General features: G+C 61.3%; 12 protein-coding genes and 1 pseudogene. 2 read left to right on the top strand and 11 right to left on the bottom strand.

Features of this window, described 5'->3' with window-relative positions:
* Positions 1-8: 8 nt before the first annotated feature.
* From P3C39_RS06920 to P3C39_RS06880, 9 genes are all read right to left on the bottom strand, one after another.
* The gene (locus tag P3C39_RS06920) at positions 9-1,412 is read right to left on the bottom strand and encodes a pyruvate dehydrogenase complex E1 component subunit beta (protein ID WP_013531482.1); all 1,404 of its coding nucleotides are present in this window, start codon (positions 1,410-1,412) and stop codon (positions 9-11) included.
* A gap of 15 nt (positions 1,413-1,427) precedes the next feature.
* Positions 1,428-2,465: a pyruvate dehydrogenase (acetyl-transferring) E1 component subunit alpha gene (gene pdhA / locus P3C39_RS06915; protein WP_013531481.1), complete on the bottom strand. Its 1,038-nt coding sequence runs from the start codon at positions 2,463-2,465 to the stop codon at positions 1,428-1,430.
* A gap of 194 nt (positions 2,466-2,659) precedes the next feature.
* On the bottom strand, positions 2,660-2,983 hold the full coding sequence (locus tag P3C39_RS06910; protein WP_027038975.1) for a septum formation initiator family protein: 324 nt from the start codon (positions 2,981-2,983) through the stop codon (positions 2,660-2,662).
* Between the two features lie 276 nt (positions 2,984-3,259).
* A complete protein-coding gene (gene eno / locus P3C39_RS06905) occupies positions 3,260-4,534 on the bottom strand; it encodes a phosphopyruvate hydratase (RefSeq protein WP_064994168.1) in 1,275 nt (424 codons plus the stop codon).
* 376 nt (positions 4,535-4,910) lie between these two features.
* On the bottom strand, positions 4,911-5,276 hold the full coding sequence (locus P3C39_RS06900) for a PRC-barrel domain-containing protein (RefSeq protein ID WP_024505095.1): 366 nt from the start codon (positions 5,274-5,276) through the stop codon (positions 4,911-4,913).
* A gap of 86 nt (positions 5,277-5,362) precedes the next feature.
* Complete coding sequence (locus P3C39_RS06895; protein WP_013531476.1) at positions 5,363-5,566, bottom strand: dodecin family protein; 204 nt, start codon at positions 5,564-5,566, stop codon at positions 5,363-5,365.
* A 95-nt stretch (positions 5,567-5,661) separates the two neighbouring features.
* Entirely contained in the window at positions 5,662-6,507 is an 846-nt protein-coding gene (kdsA, locus tag P3C39_RS06890; RefSeq protein ID WP_275952972.1) for a 3-deoxy-8-phosphooctulonate synthase, read from the bottom strand.
* Positions 6,504-7,391: a VOC family protein gene (locus P3C39_RS06885; RefSeq protein ID WP_275952971.1), complete on the bottom strand. Its 888-nt coding sequence runs from the start codon at positions 7,389-7,391 to the stop codon at positions 6,504-6,506. The genes kdsA and P3C39_RS06885 overlap by 4 nt, the downstream gene beginning before the upstream one ends.
* Before the next feature lie 118 nt (positions 7,392-7,509).
* On the bottom strand, positions 7,510-7,800 hold the full coding sequence (locus P3C39_RS06880; protein ID WP_013531473.1) for a Dabb family protein: 291 nt from the start codon (positions 7,798-7,800) through the stop codon (positions 7,510-7,512).
* A gap of 572 nt (positions 7,801-8,372) precedes the next feature.
* On the opposite strand from P3C39_RS06880, the gene P3C39_RS06875 reads away from it, so the two are divergent.
* Positions 8,373-9,629 (top strand): cyclopropane-fatty-acyl-phospholipid synthase family protein, encoded by a 1,257-nt coding sequence (locus tag P3C39_RS06875; protein WP_013531472.1) that lies wholly within the window; start codon positions 8,373-8,375, stop codon positions 9,627-9,629.
* Between the two features lie 137 nt (positions 9,630-9,766).
* Positions 9,767-10,767: pseudogene (locus tag P3C39_RS06870) on the top strand (glycerophosphodiester phosphodiesterase family protein).
* Positions 10,768-10,797: 30 nt separating this feature from the next.
* Here P3C39_RS06870 and P3C39_RS06865 read toward each other — a convergent pair.
* On the bottom strand, positions 10,798-12,777 hold the full coding sequence (locus tag P3C39_RS06865; protein WP_224620884.1) for a bifunctional 2',3'-cyclic-nucleotide 2'-phosphodiesterase/3'-nucleotidase: 1,980 nt from the start codon (positions 12,775-12,777) through the stop codon (positions 10,798-10,800).
* Positions 12,778-12,926: 149 nt separating this feature from the next.
* Positions 12,927-14,192, bottom strand: a complete 1,266-nt coding sequence (locus tag P3C39_RS06860; protein ID WP_013531469.1) for an NAD(P)/FAD-dependent oxidoreductase — start codon at positions 14,190-14,192, stop codon at positions 12,927-12,929.
* Positions 14,193-14,204: the final 12 nt, after the last annotated feature.

Raw genomic sequence — 14,204 nt, 5'->3', positions numbered from 1 at the left:
CGCCCGGTTCAGCGATATGTGACGGCTTTGACCGCCTCGATGACTTCGCCGACGTTCGGCAAAGCCAGTTTCTCGAGGTTGGCGGCATAGGGCATCGGCACATCCTTGCCGGCGATGGTGATGACCGGCGCGTCGAGGAAATCGAAGGCGCGCTGCGACACCTGGTTGGCGATATGGTCGCCGACCGAGTTCTGCGGATATCCCTCTTCGACAACGATCAGCCGGTTGGTCTTCTTGACCGAGGCGATGATGGTGTCGAGATCGAGCGGCCGGATCGTGCGCAAGTCGATGATCTCGGCATCGATGCCCAAGCCGCGCAGCTCGGCTTCCGCCTTGACCGCATAGGTCATGCCGATGCCGAAAGAGACGATGGTGACGTCCTTGCCGGTCTTGTGGATGCGCGCCTTGCCGATCGGCAGCACGAAATCATCCAGCTTCGGCACGTCGAAGGACTGGCCATAGAGGATCTCATTCTCGAGGAAGATGATCGGATTGGGATCGCGGATCGCCGCCTTCAGCAAGCCCTTGGCATCGGCGGCGGTGTAGGGCATCACCACTTTCAGGCCCGGAATGTGGCTATACCAGGCGGCATAGCACTGTGAGTGCTGTGCGGCGACGCGTGCGGCGGCGCCGTTCGGTCCACGGAAAACGATCGGCGCACCCATCTGGCCGCCAGACATGTAGAGCGTCTTGGCGGCGGAGTTGATGATCTGGTCGATCGCCTGCATGGCGAAGTTGAAGGTCATGAACTCGACGATCGGCTTCAGGCCGGCCATCGCCGCGCCGACGCCGACGCCGGCAAAGCCATGCTCGGTGATCGGCGTGTCGACGACGCGCCGCGGCCCGAATTCCTGCAGCAGCCCTTGCGTGATCTTGTAGGCGCCCTGGTATTCAGCGACCTCCTCGCCCATGACGAAGACATCGCCGTCGCGGCGCATTTCCTCGGCCATCGCATCGCGCAGCGCTTCGCGTACCGTGGTCGAGACCATCTCTGTGCCGGCCGGAATGTCCGGATCGGCGGCGATTTCCGTCTTCGGTGCAGCAGCCACCGGCGCGGCAGCCGGTTTTGCGGCCTCCGCCTTGTCCTCCGCCGCGGCTGGAGCCTCTGCCTTTGCCGGTGCTTCCGCCTTGGCGGGAGCCGAGGACTTGCCGATATCGCCGGCACTTTCGCCGTCCTGCAGCAAAACGGCAATCGGTGTGTTGACCTTGACGCCTTCGGTGCCGGCGGCGATCAGGATCTTGCCAAGCGTGCCCTCGTCGACGGCCTCGACTTCCATCGTCGCCTTGTCGGTTTCGATCTCGGCGATGACGTCGCCGGCGACGACCTTGTCGCCCTCATTCTTCAACCACTTGGAAAGATTGCCCTCTTCCATGGTCGGCGAGAGAGCGGGCATGAGAATTTCGATCGGCATGTCCTTGCCCTCCCGTTACAATACGATATCGGTCCAGAGCTCGGACGGATCCGGCTCTGCATCGTTCTGGGCAAATTCGGCGGCGTCAGCGACGATGTCGCGGACCTCCTTGTCGATGGTCTTAAGCTCGTCCTCGGTTGCCCACTTCTTCTCGATCAGCCGCGCCTTGACCTGTTCGATCGGGTCATGGTCGGAGCGCATCTTCTGCACTTCTTCCTTCGAGCGGTATTTCGCCGGATCGGACATCGAGTGCCCCCGGTAGCGGTAGGTCTGCATTTCGAGAATGATCGGCCCGTTGCCGGCGCGGCACCATTCGGTCGCCTGGTCGCCGGCGGCCTTGACAGCGCGCACGTCCATGCCGTCGACCTGGATGCCGGGAATCTTGAACGAAGCGCCACGGTGCGAAAAATTGGTTTCCGCCGAAGAGCGCGACACCGAGGTGCCCATGGCATACCGGTTGTTCTCGATGATGTAGATCACCGGCAGCTTCCACAGCGAGGCCATGTTGAAGCTTTCATAGACCTGGCCCTGGTTGGCCGCACCGTCGCCGAAATAGGTCAGCGAGACATTGTTGTTGTCGCGGTAGCGGTTGGCGAAGGCCAAGCCCGTGCCGAGCGACACCTGCGCGCCGACGATGCCGTGGCCGCCATAAAAGTGCTTTTCCTTGGAGAACATGTGCATGGAGCCACCCTTGCCCCGTGACAGGCCGCCGCGACGCCCGGTCAGCTCGGCCATGACGCCGCGCGGCGACAGCTCCATCGCCAGCATGTGGCCGTGGTCGCGATAGGCGGTGATCATCTGATCGCCGTCGATCAGCGCCATCTTCATGCCGGTGACGACCGCTTCCTGGCCGATATAGAGGTGGCAGAAGCCGCCGATGAAACCCATGCCGTAGAGCTGGCCGGCCTTTTCCTCGAAACGACGGATGAGCAGCATGTGCCGGTAAGCGGCAAGCTCTTCGTCCTTGGTGAATTCGACAGGTTTGGGGGCCGAAAGCCCCGATTTGCCGTCGGATTTGGATTTGGCAGGCGCTTTTCTGGCGGCGGTGGCCATGCATCACTCCCTGTTGGCGTCTCTTCGTGGACATTAGAGCAGGATGAAATCTGCTCTGGGGAGATCAGCTCCTCCCCACCGATTTTAGGGAGGCTAACACGCGTCAAAGCGTTGCGCCATGCCGAATTTGCATAGCTGGCATGCGCCTAAGCGATTAAAATCATTGAAAATATTGGTGATTAACTTGAAATCAGTTATTTTGCCGAGGTCGGCAACATAATGGTGATTTCGTCAGCTTGGGACAGATTGAGCGCCTTGCGCGCCTGCTCATCGAGCATGTCCTTCTCGAGCGTGCCTTCATGCATCAGCCGAACGCGGCGCTCGAGCTCCATGCGGCGCGCCTTGATCGCATCGAGCTGGCCTTGCAGCGCAACCGTCTGGGCTTCCAGCTGATATTTCGAGTAGATACCGAATTCGCCGTGATAGGCATGAAAGCCGAAATAGGCCAGGAACGCCACGCAAAGCGAGGGAATGATCAGCCGGCCGGTGTTTCTCTGCTTGTGCTGACGCGTCCACATCGCCCGATTCCTCTAGAGCATGATGCCGAAAAGTGTGAAGCGGTTTTCGGACGACATCATGCTCTATCTCTTTGATTTAGAGTCGGATTCAGATTTCAGGTCGAACAGACCTGAGATCATCCGGCTCTAGCCCGCGAACTCAGGCGGCTCACGATCTTTCTCGCCCGATTGTGCTTAACGGACGGTTACGGGTGACCTGTTTGGCGGCGCCGAAACGAAAAAGGGCGGGAATGCTCCCGCCCTTTTGTCCGGTATCGATGAGCCGGTGTTTCCGGATCAGCCCTTGACCACCGACTTGCCGGCGTAGCTTGCCTGCTTGCCGAGCTCTTCCTCGATGCGGATCAGCTGATTATACTTGGCCATGCGGTCCGAGCGCGACAGCGAGCCGGTCTTGATCTGTCCGCAATTGGTGGCGACGGCGAGATCGGCAATGGTCGAATCCTCGGTTTCGCCCGAGCGGTGCGACATCACGGCGGTGTAGCCGGCCTTGTGCGCGGTCTCGACGGCGTCGAGCGTTTCCGTAAGCGAGCCGATCTGGTTGACCTTAACCAGGATCGAGTTGGCAACCCCCATGCGGATGCCGTCGCGCAGCCGCGCCGTGTTGGTGACGAACAAATCGTCGCCAACCAGCTGCGTCTTCTTGCCGATCAGGTCGGTCAGGTACTTCCAGCCTTCCCAATCGTCCTCGGCAAGACCGTCCTCGATCGAGATGATCGGATAGTCGGTGGCAAGCTTGGCCAGGTATTTGGCCTGGGCCTTGGGATCGCGCGTCTTTTTCTCGCCTTCATAGACGTAGTTGCCGTCCTTGAAGAACTCGGTCGCGGCGCAATCGAGGCCGAGCGCGATCTCGTCGCCCGGCTTGAAGCCGGCCTGCTCGATCGATTCCATGATGAAATCGAGCGCCACCGGAGCGCTTTTCAGGTTCGGGGCAAAGCCGCCCTCGTCGCCGACATTGGTGTTGTGGCCGGCATCCTTCAGTTTCTTGCGCAGCGTATGGAAGATTTCCGAACCCCAGCGGACACCTTCGCGCAGCGTCGGCGCGCCGATCGGCAGGATCATGAATTCCTGGAAATCGATCGGGTTGTCGGCATGCGCGCCGCCATTGATGATGTTCATCATCGGCACCGGCAGGAGATGCGCCTTGGTGCCTCCGACATAACGGTAGAGCGGTAGGCCGGCGGCATCAGCGGCCGCCTTGGCCACCGCCAGCGAAACGCCGAGAATGGCGTTGGCGCCAAGCCGGCTCTTGTTGGGCGTGCCGTCGAGCTCGATCATGGTCTGGTCGATATGGATCTGGTTTTCGGCTTCCATGCCGCCGATGGCCTCGAACAGCTCGCCGTTAACCGCCTCGACGGCTTTGAGCACGCCTTTGCCGAGATAGCGGGCGCCGCCGTCGCGCAGTTCGACGGCCTCGTGGGCACCGGTCGAAGCACCCGACGGCACCGCCGCGCGGCCCATCGAGCCGTCTTCGAGAATGACATCGACCTCGACGGTCGGATTTCCACGGCTGTCCAGGATTTCACGCCCGACAATGTCGACGATGGCGGTCATTTGCGATGTCCTCGATTGATCTGAAGAATGCCGCACGTCTTAGCCAAAGTGCTGCAAAAGGCAATCGGCCCGCTGGCAATTATTGCCGCGGCATCGGCCTCCGAACGATTCACGAAGCGCAAATCGCCGTCATCATAAGTCATGTACGGTCGGCTGACTTCCGGTTAAGGTGCAGCGCGCGGGGCGAAACAGGAGGAGTTTCGCCATGTCTCAGTTGAGCGGTATCGTGAGTCTGTTTCTAATCGCGGCGGCATTCCTGACGTCATGCGACAATCAGCAGTCGCCGCCGAAGGCGATGGCCCCCTTACACGTCAGCGAATAAGCCGGAATCCAAAGCGGCCCCGTCTCTCCCGACGGGGCCGCTTTGTCGTTGTTGTTAATGCCAGTAAGGCGTGACCTTGTAATAATTGTAGGATTCGTCGCGCGCCGCCTCGCCATCGGCACCGGTCAGTTCGTTGATCGAATAGGCCGGTGCCGCCATGAGTTGTTCCTTGGAAAACGGTACGACATAACCGCCCTTGTCCTCATCATAGTCGAGGCTTGCCCACGGAATGGCGTGATATTTCTCGCCGATGCCAAGGAAGCCGCCAAAACCGATGACCGCGAACATGATCCCGTTCGTCATCTTGTCGAGCATCACATCCTCTATACTGCCGATGCTTGTGCCTTCGGTGTTGTAGACCGATGTGCCGATGACCCGCGAAGCGGCAATGGCTTGGGTGTGGCCAGTCTGGGTTGCCATGATTGTGCTCCTCATTGTGGTTTCGAACCATAATTGGACAATGAGGGGCGCGGGCGAAGGTTCCCGACTTTTTCGGCGTCGACCGATCACTCGGCGAGGATGAAGGTAACCTTCATGTTGACGCGATAAGCAACAATCTTGCCGTCCTGGACCACGATCTTCTGGTCCTGGATCCAGGCGCCCTCGACGTTCTTCAGCGTTTTGGATGCGCGCGCAATTCCCTGTTCGATGGCGTCCTGAAAGCTCTTCTTCGACGACGATGTGATTTCGGTGACGCGGGCGACAGACATGGCTTCCTCCTGCCAAAACGCTCATTTGCCGGTCGAGCGTACAGGCGGCTTGCGCCGTCCACAAGCATCGGCGGTCGACAGAGGATATCTCCGGCCTAGAGACCCTTGGCGATGCGGTCGAATGCCATCAGCCGCTTGAGTAGGGCGGGCATGTCCTTCAACGGCAGCATGTTGGGGCCGTCGGAAGAGGTCGAGTTGTCAGGATCCTGATGGGTCTCGATGAAGACGCCGGCAACGCCGACTGCGACGGCCGCGCGCGCCAGCGTCTCGACAAAACGACGTTCACCGCCCGAGGAACCGCCCTGCCCGCCCGGCTGCTGCACCGAATGGGTCGCATCGAAGATCACCGGCGCGCCGATCTCTGCCATGACAGGCAAAGCGCGCATGTCGGAGACCAGCGTGTTGTAGCCGAAAGAAGCACCGCGCTCGGTGGTCAGCACATTGGCATTGCCGGATCCGGTGATCTTGGCGACGACGTTCGTCATGTCCCAGGGGGCAAGGAACTGTCCCTTCTTCACGTTGATGACCTTGCCGGTTTTCGCCGCGGCGACCAGCATGTCGGTCTGGCGCGACAGGAAAGCCGGAATCTGCAGGACATCGACATGCGGCGCCACGATGGCGCACTGCTCCTCGGTGTGGACATCGGTCAGCACCGGGAGCGAAAATTCCTTGCGCAGTTCGTCGAAGACGGGAAGTGCCGCGTCCATGCCGGCGCCGCGCGTCGCCGACAGCGAGGTGCGGTTGGCCTTGTCGTAGCTGGTCTTGTAGACGAGGCCTATTCCGAGCCTGCCGGTCAGTTCCTTCAGCGCGCCGGCCATGTCGAAAGCGTGCTGACGCGACTCGAACTGGCACGGGCCGGCGATCAGCGACAGAGCCGCCTTGTTGTCGAAGACGACATTGCCGACAATTACCGCTGAATTGGGCGCGACGGGCTTGTTCATTTGGTCTCCCGGAAGATGAAAGCCGCGCCCTGTCCGGGTGCAGGCTGCACGACAATATCATTGCCCGCTATATCGTGTTGGATGGAATTGGCCGCAAGCAGCCTCGATGTCACATCGGCGTTCCGAACCGAAAAGACCACCGCTGCGAAGCGTAGATCTGTCGGCGCGCCGGCCGGCAGGCCAAAGCGCGCGGTGAAAGCCGCGCCGTCAAGCACGCTCAAATCTGTATTCGGCAGGGAAAACATGCCGCCCTGCCTTTCGGCGGCCGGATTGTCCACCGTGACAGAAATCAACTCATGCTGCTTTCCAGGCGCATCGCTGACCGCCAAGATCTCGACAATTCCGGTCGCGCCGTTGGCGTGGGCTTGCAAAGCCGCGCGGTCGACATCAGGCGCGTTGACCCGCTCGCAGGCAAACAGGAAGGCGTCCGTGGCTTCGGCTCCGGCCGCGAAAGCGAGCTTGAACGATGCGATGTCGCTCTTGCCGGCCGGGTCGGTGAAAGCGCGCGAAAAACCCAGCATGTCTCCAGCCGAGATGCCGGCATCGACATAGCGTGCATGGTCGGCATCGGCATTGCCCGTACCTAGAACAATGGCGGAAAACCCCTCGTCGCCGTTGCTGTCGCGATAGGCGCGATCACGCGTGACGAAGACATTGCCGTCCGCGATAGCCTTTGCCGCCACCTGCTCGTCGCCGACCGCCAGCGGTTCGAGATACGTGCCGTCGGCCAGGAAAACACAGCAGTTTTCCGTTCCGAAGGGATGGATGCCGGTCGGGGCCACGACGAAGCCAAGCGCGGCGAGCCGGGCTCGCGCCACCTCAAGGCTCTGCGTTGGCAGCACCAGGTGATCGAGCGGATGAGTGCCAGTGATGGTTCGGGTCATGCAGCCGCGATGTGCATCATTCCGCAAATCGGTTCAAGACTTGATCGCAATCCCGGCCATTTCGCCCCCGCCAGTTCACCGGACGTCGAAAAAGGCACCAGTTGGGACAAAGCCTCGATCAGCTTCCGGCAACGACATCGGCGGAATAGCGCAGTTCGCGCATCGGCTTGACCTTGCTGGTGGTCTGCGCATAGAGCGGGTGCGCCTTGTAGGCGGCCAGCGCGGCGTCATCGGCGAACTCCGCATAGACGACCACGTCGACCTCGTCCGACAGCGGATCCACCTTGGTGTTGAGCGTGACCTCGAACAGGCTGGAATGAGGAATGTTGCCGAGCGCCAGCAAGCCGGTGCGCACAGCCTCGACATCCTCTTTTCGCCGCGCGCTGAAGAAAACGATATGCCGGATCAACCCCGCCTCCTCGATCAAAATGCTGGGGTCTTTTGTGACGGCAGGACGTTGGCGTCAATCGACTAGGATGTCGCGGCTGCCGCCACTGGAGTTAAGCTCTGCCGGTAACATATCGCACAACATGGCTAAGCTCTCTCACTGTTGTGTCGAGATAGCGGCCCTGATTGTACATGCCATCCCAGATCAGGAAAAACGCGATGGCGGCAATGACGATTACATAACGCATGGCTAGATCTATCGCACGAGCAATTCTACGACCATAGGCGTTTTTTGCGCGCTCGGCCTTTGCTGTGCAAAAAAGCGGATTCTCGCTGGCGCAAGCATTCCGCGTGGCACAGCCCCGCTTGCGGCCTGCCTCTTGAAGTTTCGCCGCATGACGTGGAAGATCGCCGCAGGGATTCACTGGGAAGCGCTAAAGCTCTGGTAAAAGAGCGCGTGTTTCATTCGAGCCCGCCCGTCACTGAGCCGGTCAGCGCCCGGGACCGGCAACGGCGTTCGAAGCTGGCGAATGATCCAAGAGAACCGTGGCTCGGCAATCTGCCCCGACACCGCGGAAATCCAGGGGGCACGAGATGGCACAAAAGGAACTTTTTGGCGCAGCATTGAGCGACGCGGTCAGGCTCGATGAGTTCAATTTCGCCGAGATCGTCAAAGGTCTGCCGGCGAAAGCGCGCATGGTGCTGTCGGCGGCGATGAACCTGCCGCGCGGTTCGCTCAAGGTGAGGCTGCCGGACGGCCGCGCTGTCCTTGTCGGCGGCAAGGGACCTGGCCCAGATGCCGAACTGGTGCTGAAGAATTGGCGCTTGCCCGGCCGCGCCTTTTCCGGCGGCACGATCGGCGTAGCCGAATCCTACATGGACGGCGATTGGGAAAGCCCTGATGTGACCAGCTTCCTGGAGCTGTTCGTGGTCAATTCGGTCATTGGCGAGCGTATCGCGGGCGGCACCAGTTGGCTGATCAACACCGTCCAGCGCATCCGCCACTGGTTCAACCAGAACACCCGCACCGGTTCGAAGCGCAATATCTCGGCGCATTACGACCTCGGCAACGCCTTTTACAAGCAATGGCTCGATCCGAGCATGACCTATTCCTCGGCGCTCTACACGACCGGCGCCAACGACCTGGAAAGCGCCCAGGCCGCCAAATATCGCGCGCTGGCGAAAGACACAGGGATCGGCCCGAAGGACCATGTGCTGGAAATCGGCTGCGGCTGGGGCGGCTTCGCCGAATTCGCCGCACGCGAGATCGGCTGCCGCGTCACCGGGCTGACGATCAGCCGCGAGCAGCACGATTTTGCAACGGCTCGCATCGCCAAGGCTGGCCTTGCCGACAAGGTCGACATCAAGCTGCAGGACTATCGCGACGAAACCGGCACCTATGACCGCATCGCCTCGATCGAGATGTTCGAGGCGGTCGGCGAGAAATACTGGCCGGTGTTTTTCGGCAAGATGAAGGCTTGCCTGAGACCCGGCGGCACCGCCGGCCTGCAGATCATCACCATCAACGAAGCCGCCTACGACACCTATCGCGCAAGGCCGGATTTCATCCAGCGCTATGTTTTCCCGGGTGGCATGCTGCCGACACCGTCGATCCTGAAGACACTGGGCAAGGATCATGGCCTTGCCCATCTGCGCGAGCGCGTGTTTCCGGATGACTATGCGCGCACGCTTGCCGAATGGCGCCACCGGTTCTGGGCGTCATGGGAGAAGATCGTCCCGCTCGGCTTCGACGACCGCTTCAAGAAGCTCTGGGAGTTCTACCTGCACTATTGCGAGGCCGGATTCCGCGCCAGCTACATCGACGTGCGCCAGGTGGTCTACAAGGCGTAAGTCGACACGTTCTTCGATTTCATTGCCGCCGACCAGGCGATATCGAGGATGATCTCGATGTCGCCGCCCGGTCGCCGTCAAAAAGTCCGATCGCAAAGCAGGATGCCGCGCAGGACGGACGAATCGGAAATCACTTGATGCGCAAACGGACGATCTTCTTCGGCATCATTGTTGTCGCCGCGGCGGGCATCTGGCTCAACAACACCTCGCTGTTGTCGAGCCGCCCCGCCGGCAAGCCGGAAGTGCTTGCCCATCGCGGCCTTGCCCAGGACTACGCACGGGAAGGCATGACGGGTGAGACGTGCACGGCCAGTCGCATGTTGCCGCCGCGCCATGCCTACCTCGAAAACACGATCCCCTCGATGGAAGCAGCCTTCGCGCTGGACGCTGACGCGCTCGAACTGGATGTTCACCCGACGACAGACGGCAATTTCGCCGTCTTCCACGACTGGACGCTGGATTGCCGCACGGAAGGCAAGGAGAAACACGCAACCATTCCATGGCCGAGTTGAAGACCCTCGATGTCGGCTATGGCTATACGGCGGATGGCGGCAAGACCTTTCCGTTTCGCGGCAAGGGTATCGGCATGATGCCGTCGCTGGATGAGGTTCTGGCGCACTTCCCGGCCCGCCGCTTCAACATCAACGTCAAGAGCAACGATCCGGGCGAAGGCGAAAAGCTGGCCGCACGGCTTGCCATGCTATCGCCGAACGAGCGCTTCTATCTCTCGGTCTATGGCGGCGACAAGCCGATTGCCGCAGTCAAGGCAGCACTGCCAGACATGCATACGCTGAGCCGCGCGTCGCTGACGCAATGCATTCTGCGCTATGCCGCGCTTGGCTGGAGCGGCTATGTTCCAGATGCCTGCCGAAAAGGTACCTTGCTCATTCCCGTCAACATCGCGAAATGGATGTGGGGTTGGCCGAACCGGTTTCTCGATCGCATGCAAGGCGTCGACAGCCGCGTCTATCTGCTCGGCCCGTACACCGGCGGCGACTTTTCGCAAGGGCTGGACGATCCCGAACAGATCAAGCAGCTGCCGAACGGTTATTCCGGCGGCATTTCCACCGATGCGCTGGATCTCGTCATGCCTGACATCAAGGAACGTTTCACCCAGCCGGCTCAATCCACGCCATAAGGCCGGGACTCGAGCCGACCCGAACCACCTTCAAAGCAGGATGCGGTATTTCGCGAAACCTGCCTCGCCCTCGCCTGCCGGCTCGATCTTCAGCGATTTCAGCTGCGCAATGAAATCCTTCGCCTTGGCGCCGGTTTCGAACACGGCGCTGGTTCCAGGCAGCGGCGCGAACGACCAGTTGTCGTCCGCGGACGGGTTGATTGTACCCTCGCTGACGATGTAGCGGACGATGACGTCGCGATTGGTGTCCGGCGCTTCATAGATGATCTTCGAGGCATTGATGTCAGGGAAATTGCCGCCGCCACCGGCCCGGTAGTTGTTGGTCGCGACGACGAATTTCTGTTTGGGGTCAATTGGTTTTCCATCGAAACTCAGGTCGACGATGCGATTGACGCCGGCGTTAGCCAGCCCGCCCTTGGCATCGTATTTCGGCGGCTGCGACAGGTCTATTTTATAGGTGACGCCGTCGATGACGTCGAAATTGTAGGATGGGAAGTCGGTGTTGATGAGGGCCTGGTCGGCCTTCCCTGGCTCGATCCGGTTGAAGATCCCGGCCGACATTTCCAGCCATTCCTTGACCTGCGCACCGGTGATTTCGACCGCACGCACGGTGTTGGGATAGAGATAGAGGTCGGCGACGTTCTTGATGGCGATATCGCCGGCGGGCACGTCGGTATAGTAGTCGGCGCCGTTGCGCCCGCCGGCCTTGAACGGAGCGGCCGCCGACAGCAGCGGCACATCCTTCCATTGCGTGTTCTTCAGAATATCCCTGAGGTACCAGGTCTGCGCCTGGCTGACGACCTGCACCGACGGATCGTCGGCGACCAGCGCGAAATAGGAATAGAGCGGCGCGGAGGTCTTGCCAACGGGGCGGCGCACATAGGCCAGTGTTGCCTGGTGGTCCTGCTCAAGGGCCGCGATGATGCGCTTGTCGTCCGGGACAGTCGGTTTATTCTTGTTGTCGACGCGTTCGAAGATCGGCCGCGCCTCGGAAGTGGCGGAAACGACCTTCCATTTCGACCCGTCACGCTCCAGCATCAGGTCGATCAGCCCCATATGCGAGCCCCAGAAACCGCCCATGACGGCGGGTTTGCCCTGCAGCGTGCCTTTTTGCGTGTCGACACCATCGAGCGACTGGAAATCCTTCTTGCCGGGGAACACCAGATGCTGGTGCCCGGTGAACACCGCGTCGATGCCGGCGACGCCGGCGACGAAGAACGAGGCGTTCTCCATCATGTCGCCGTGCTTCACGTCGATGCCGGAATGCGACAGCGCAATGACTATGTCGGCGCCCGCCTCCTTCATCTGCGGCACCCAGGCCTTGGCCGCCTCGACGATGTCGCGCGTCTTGACGTTGCCTTCGAGGTTCTTGAGATCCCAGACCATGATCTGCGGCGGCACGAAGCCGATGATGCCGATCCTGATCGGCTGCTCGGCGCCCGAACCGTCCTTGATCTTCTTGTCGAGGATGACATAGGGCTTGAGATAGAGCTTGTCGTCGCGCGGGTTCGCGGCAAGCTCGGTGCCGCGGATCAGATTGGCGCAGACGAAGGGAAAATTGGCGCCGGCCAGCACCTTGTCCAGGAACGACAGGCCATAGTTGAACTCGTGGTTGCCCAGCGTCGAGCACTCGTAGCCGAGCAGGTTCATACCCTTCATGATCGGATGCAGGTCGCCGTCCTTCAGACCTTTTTCATAGGCGATGTAGTCGCCCATCGGGTTGCCCTGCAGCAGGTCGCCATTGTCGATCAGCATCGAATTCACGGCTTCCTTGCGCACGGCGTCGATCAGGGAGGCCGTGCGCGACAAGCCCAGCGTGTCGTTCGCTTTGTCGGCGTAATAATCGTAAGGCAGCACGTTCACATGGATGTCGGTGGTCTCCATGATCCGGAGATGCGCCTGGTTGGCCTGTGCGCGAGCGGAGAAGGGATGAAGCACGATCAGCGCCCCTGTAGCTGCGGTGCCAGCGAGGAAATCGCGGCGGGAGACGGGATGGAGCAGTTGCGACATGTTTTCTCCTCATCGACAACGTGACACGCCCTGCCCCGAAGCGAACTTCGCGCCGAAATCGGCTCAAGTCCATTCAAGAAGTTGCGTGCATCGGAAGGTCAGTCGACCAGCAACAGATGACGTGCGGATGAACGGTGCCGGTGAAGAAATCAGCCCTTGTCGTCGTCGCCCTGGGTGATCAGCCGCGCGCTGCGTTGCCCCGTCGCGTAGATCCATAGCCAGCTCAGCGAAACAGCAAGCCGGTTGCGAAAGCCGATCAGGAAATAGATGTGGGCCACTCCCCACAGCCACCAGGCGAGCCAGCCGGTGAGCTTGATCCAGCCGAAATCGATGGCGGCGGCGCGTTTGCCGATCGTCGCCAGATCGCCGGCATGCCTGTAGTGGAAAGGACGCGCGGTCGTGTCGCCGCCGAGCCTGGCCTTGATGGTAGCCGCAACATGTCGGCCCTCCTGCTTGGCGGAAGGCGCCACGCCGGGAACCGGCCGCCCGTCTGGCCGCAGCACATGAGCGGCGTCGCCGATGACGAAGATCTCCGGGCTGCCAGGCACACTTAGATCGGGCTCGACCAGCACCCTGCCCGCGCGGTCCGCCTTCGCTCCCAGCCATTCAGCGGCTGGCGAAGCGGCAACGCCGGCTGCCCACAGGATCGTTCGGGCGGCCAGTTGCTTATCGCCAAACACGACACCTTCGGCGTCGCAGCGCGTGACGGCCCGCCCGAGCTCGACCGTCACGCCGAGCCGCTCGAGCGCTTTGTTGGCGTAGTCGGAAAGTTTCGGTGCGAAATTGGCCAGAATGCGGTCGCCGGCCTCGATCAGCACCACGCGCGTCTGCCGCGTGTCGATGTTGCGGAACTCGCCGCGCAGCGTGTCATGCGCCAGCTCGACGATGGTGCCGGCAAGCTCGACGCCGGTCGGCCCGCCACCGACGATCGCAATTGTCAGCAGCGCCTGGCGCTTGGCGGGATCAGCCTCCCGCTCGGCCTGTTCGAAGGCCAGGAGAATTCGCCGCCGAATGGTGGTGGCGTCCTCCAGCGTCTTCAGGCCAGGCGCGAACGGCTCCCATTCGTCATGGCCGAAATAGGCGTGGCGGGCACCGGTGGCGAGCAGCAGCGTGTCGTAGGCGACCGCGCTGCCGTCGTCGAGCAGCACGCGCTTGCCGGCGCGGTCGACACCGGTGACATTGGCGAGCAGCGTCGTCACATCCTTGCGCTTGCGCAGGAGGTGGCGGATCGGCCAGGCAACCTCGGAGGTGGCCAGCGCCGTCGTCGCCACCTGGTAGAGCAACGGCTGGAAGAGGTGATGGTTGCGCTTGTCGATCATGGTGATGCGCACGGGAGCGCCGGCAAGCGCACGGGTGAACTCAAGGCCGCCGAAACCCGCGCCGACAACGACGACATGATGCCTGGCTTCGTTCATTCCGTTCACCTT

Source organism: Mesorhizobium sp. XAP4, from assembly GCF_029269325.1.
In the GTDB taxonomy this organism is placed as follows: Bacteria; Pseudomonadota; Alphaproteobacteria; order Rhizobiales; family Rhizobiaceae; genus Mesorhizobium; species Mesorhizobium ciceri.
The sequence above is the reverse complement of the archived record's forward strand: the minus strand, read 5'-3'. Positions and strand labels throughout refer to the sequence as shown.

What these genes read in the sequence shown, in the direction of transcription:
- P3C39_RS06920 (WP_013531482.1), bottom strand. Translation starts at nt 1,412, where the DNA reads ATGCCGATCGAAATTCTCATGCCCGCTCTCTCGCCGACCATGGAAGAG.
- pdhA (WP_013531481.1), bottom strand. Translation starts at nt 2,465, where the DNA reads ATGGCCACCGCCGCCAGAAAAGCGCCTGCCAAATCCAAATCCGACGGC.
- P3C39_RS06910 (WP_027038975.1), bottom strand. Translation starts at nt 2,983, where the DNA reads ATGTGGACGCGTCAGCACAAGCAGAGAAACACCGGCCGGCTGATCATT.
- eno (WP_064994168.1), bottom strand. Translation starts at nt 4,534, where the DNA reads ATGACCGCCATCGTCGACATTGTCGGGCGTGAAATCCTGGACAGCCGT.
- P3C39_RS06900 (WP_024505095.1), bottom strand. Translation starts at nt 5,276, where the DNA reads ATGGCAACCCAGACTGGCCACACCCAAGCCATTGCCGCTTCGCGGGTC.
- P3C39_RS06895 (WP_013531476.1), bottom strand. Translation starts at nt 5,566, where the DNA reads ATGTCTGTCGCCCGCGTCACCGAAATCACATCGTCGTCGAAGAAGAGC.
- kdsA (WP_275952972.1), bottom strand. Translation starts at nt 6,507, where the DNA reads ATGAACAAGCCCGTCGCGCCCAATTCAGCGGTAATTGTCGGCAATGTC.
- P3C39_RS06885 (WP_275952971.1), bottom strand. Translation starts at nt 7,391, where the DNA reads ATGACCCGAACCATCACTGGCACTCATCCGCTCGATCACCTGGTGCTG.
- P3C39_RS06875 (WP_013531472.1), top strand. Translation starts at nt 8,373, where the DNA reads ATGGCACAAAAGGAACTTTTTGGCGCAGCATTGAGCGACGCGGTCAGG.
- P3C39_RS06865 (WP_224620884.1), bottom strand. Translation starts at nt 12,777, where the DNA reads ATGTCGCAACTGCTCCATCCCGTCTCCCGCCGCGATTTCCTCGCTGGC.
- P3C39_RS06860 (WP_013531469.1), bottom strand. Translation starts at nt 14,192, where the DNA reads ATGAACGAAGCCAGGCATCATGTCGTCGTTGTCGGCGCGGGTTTCGGC.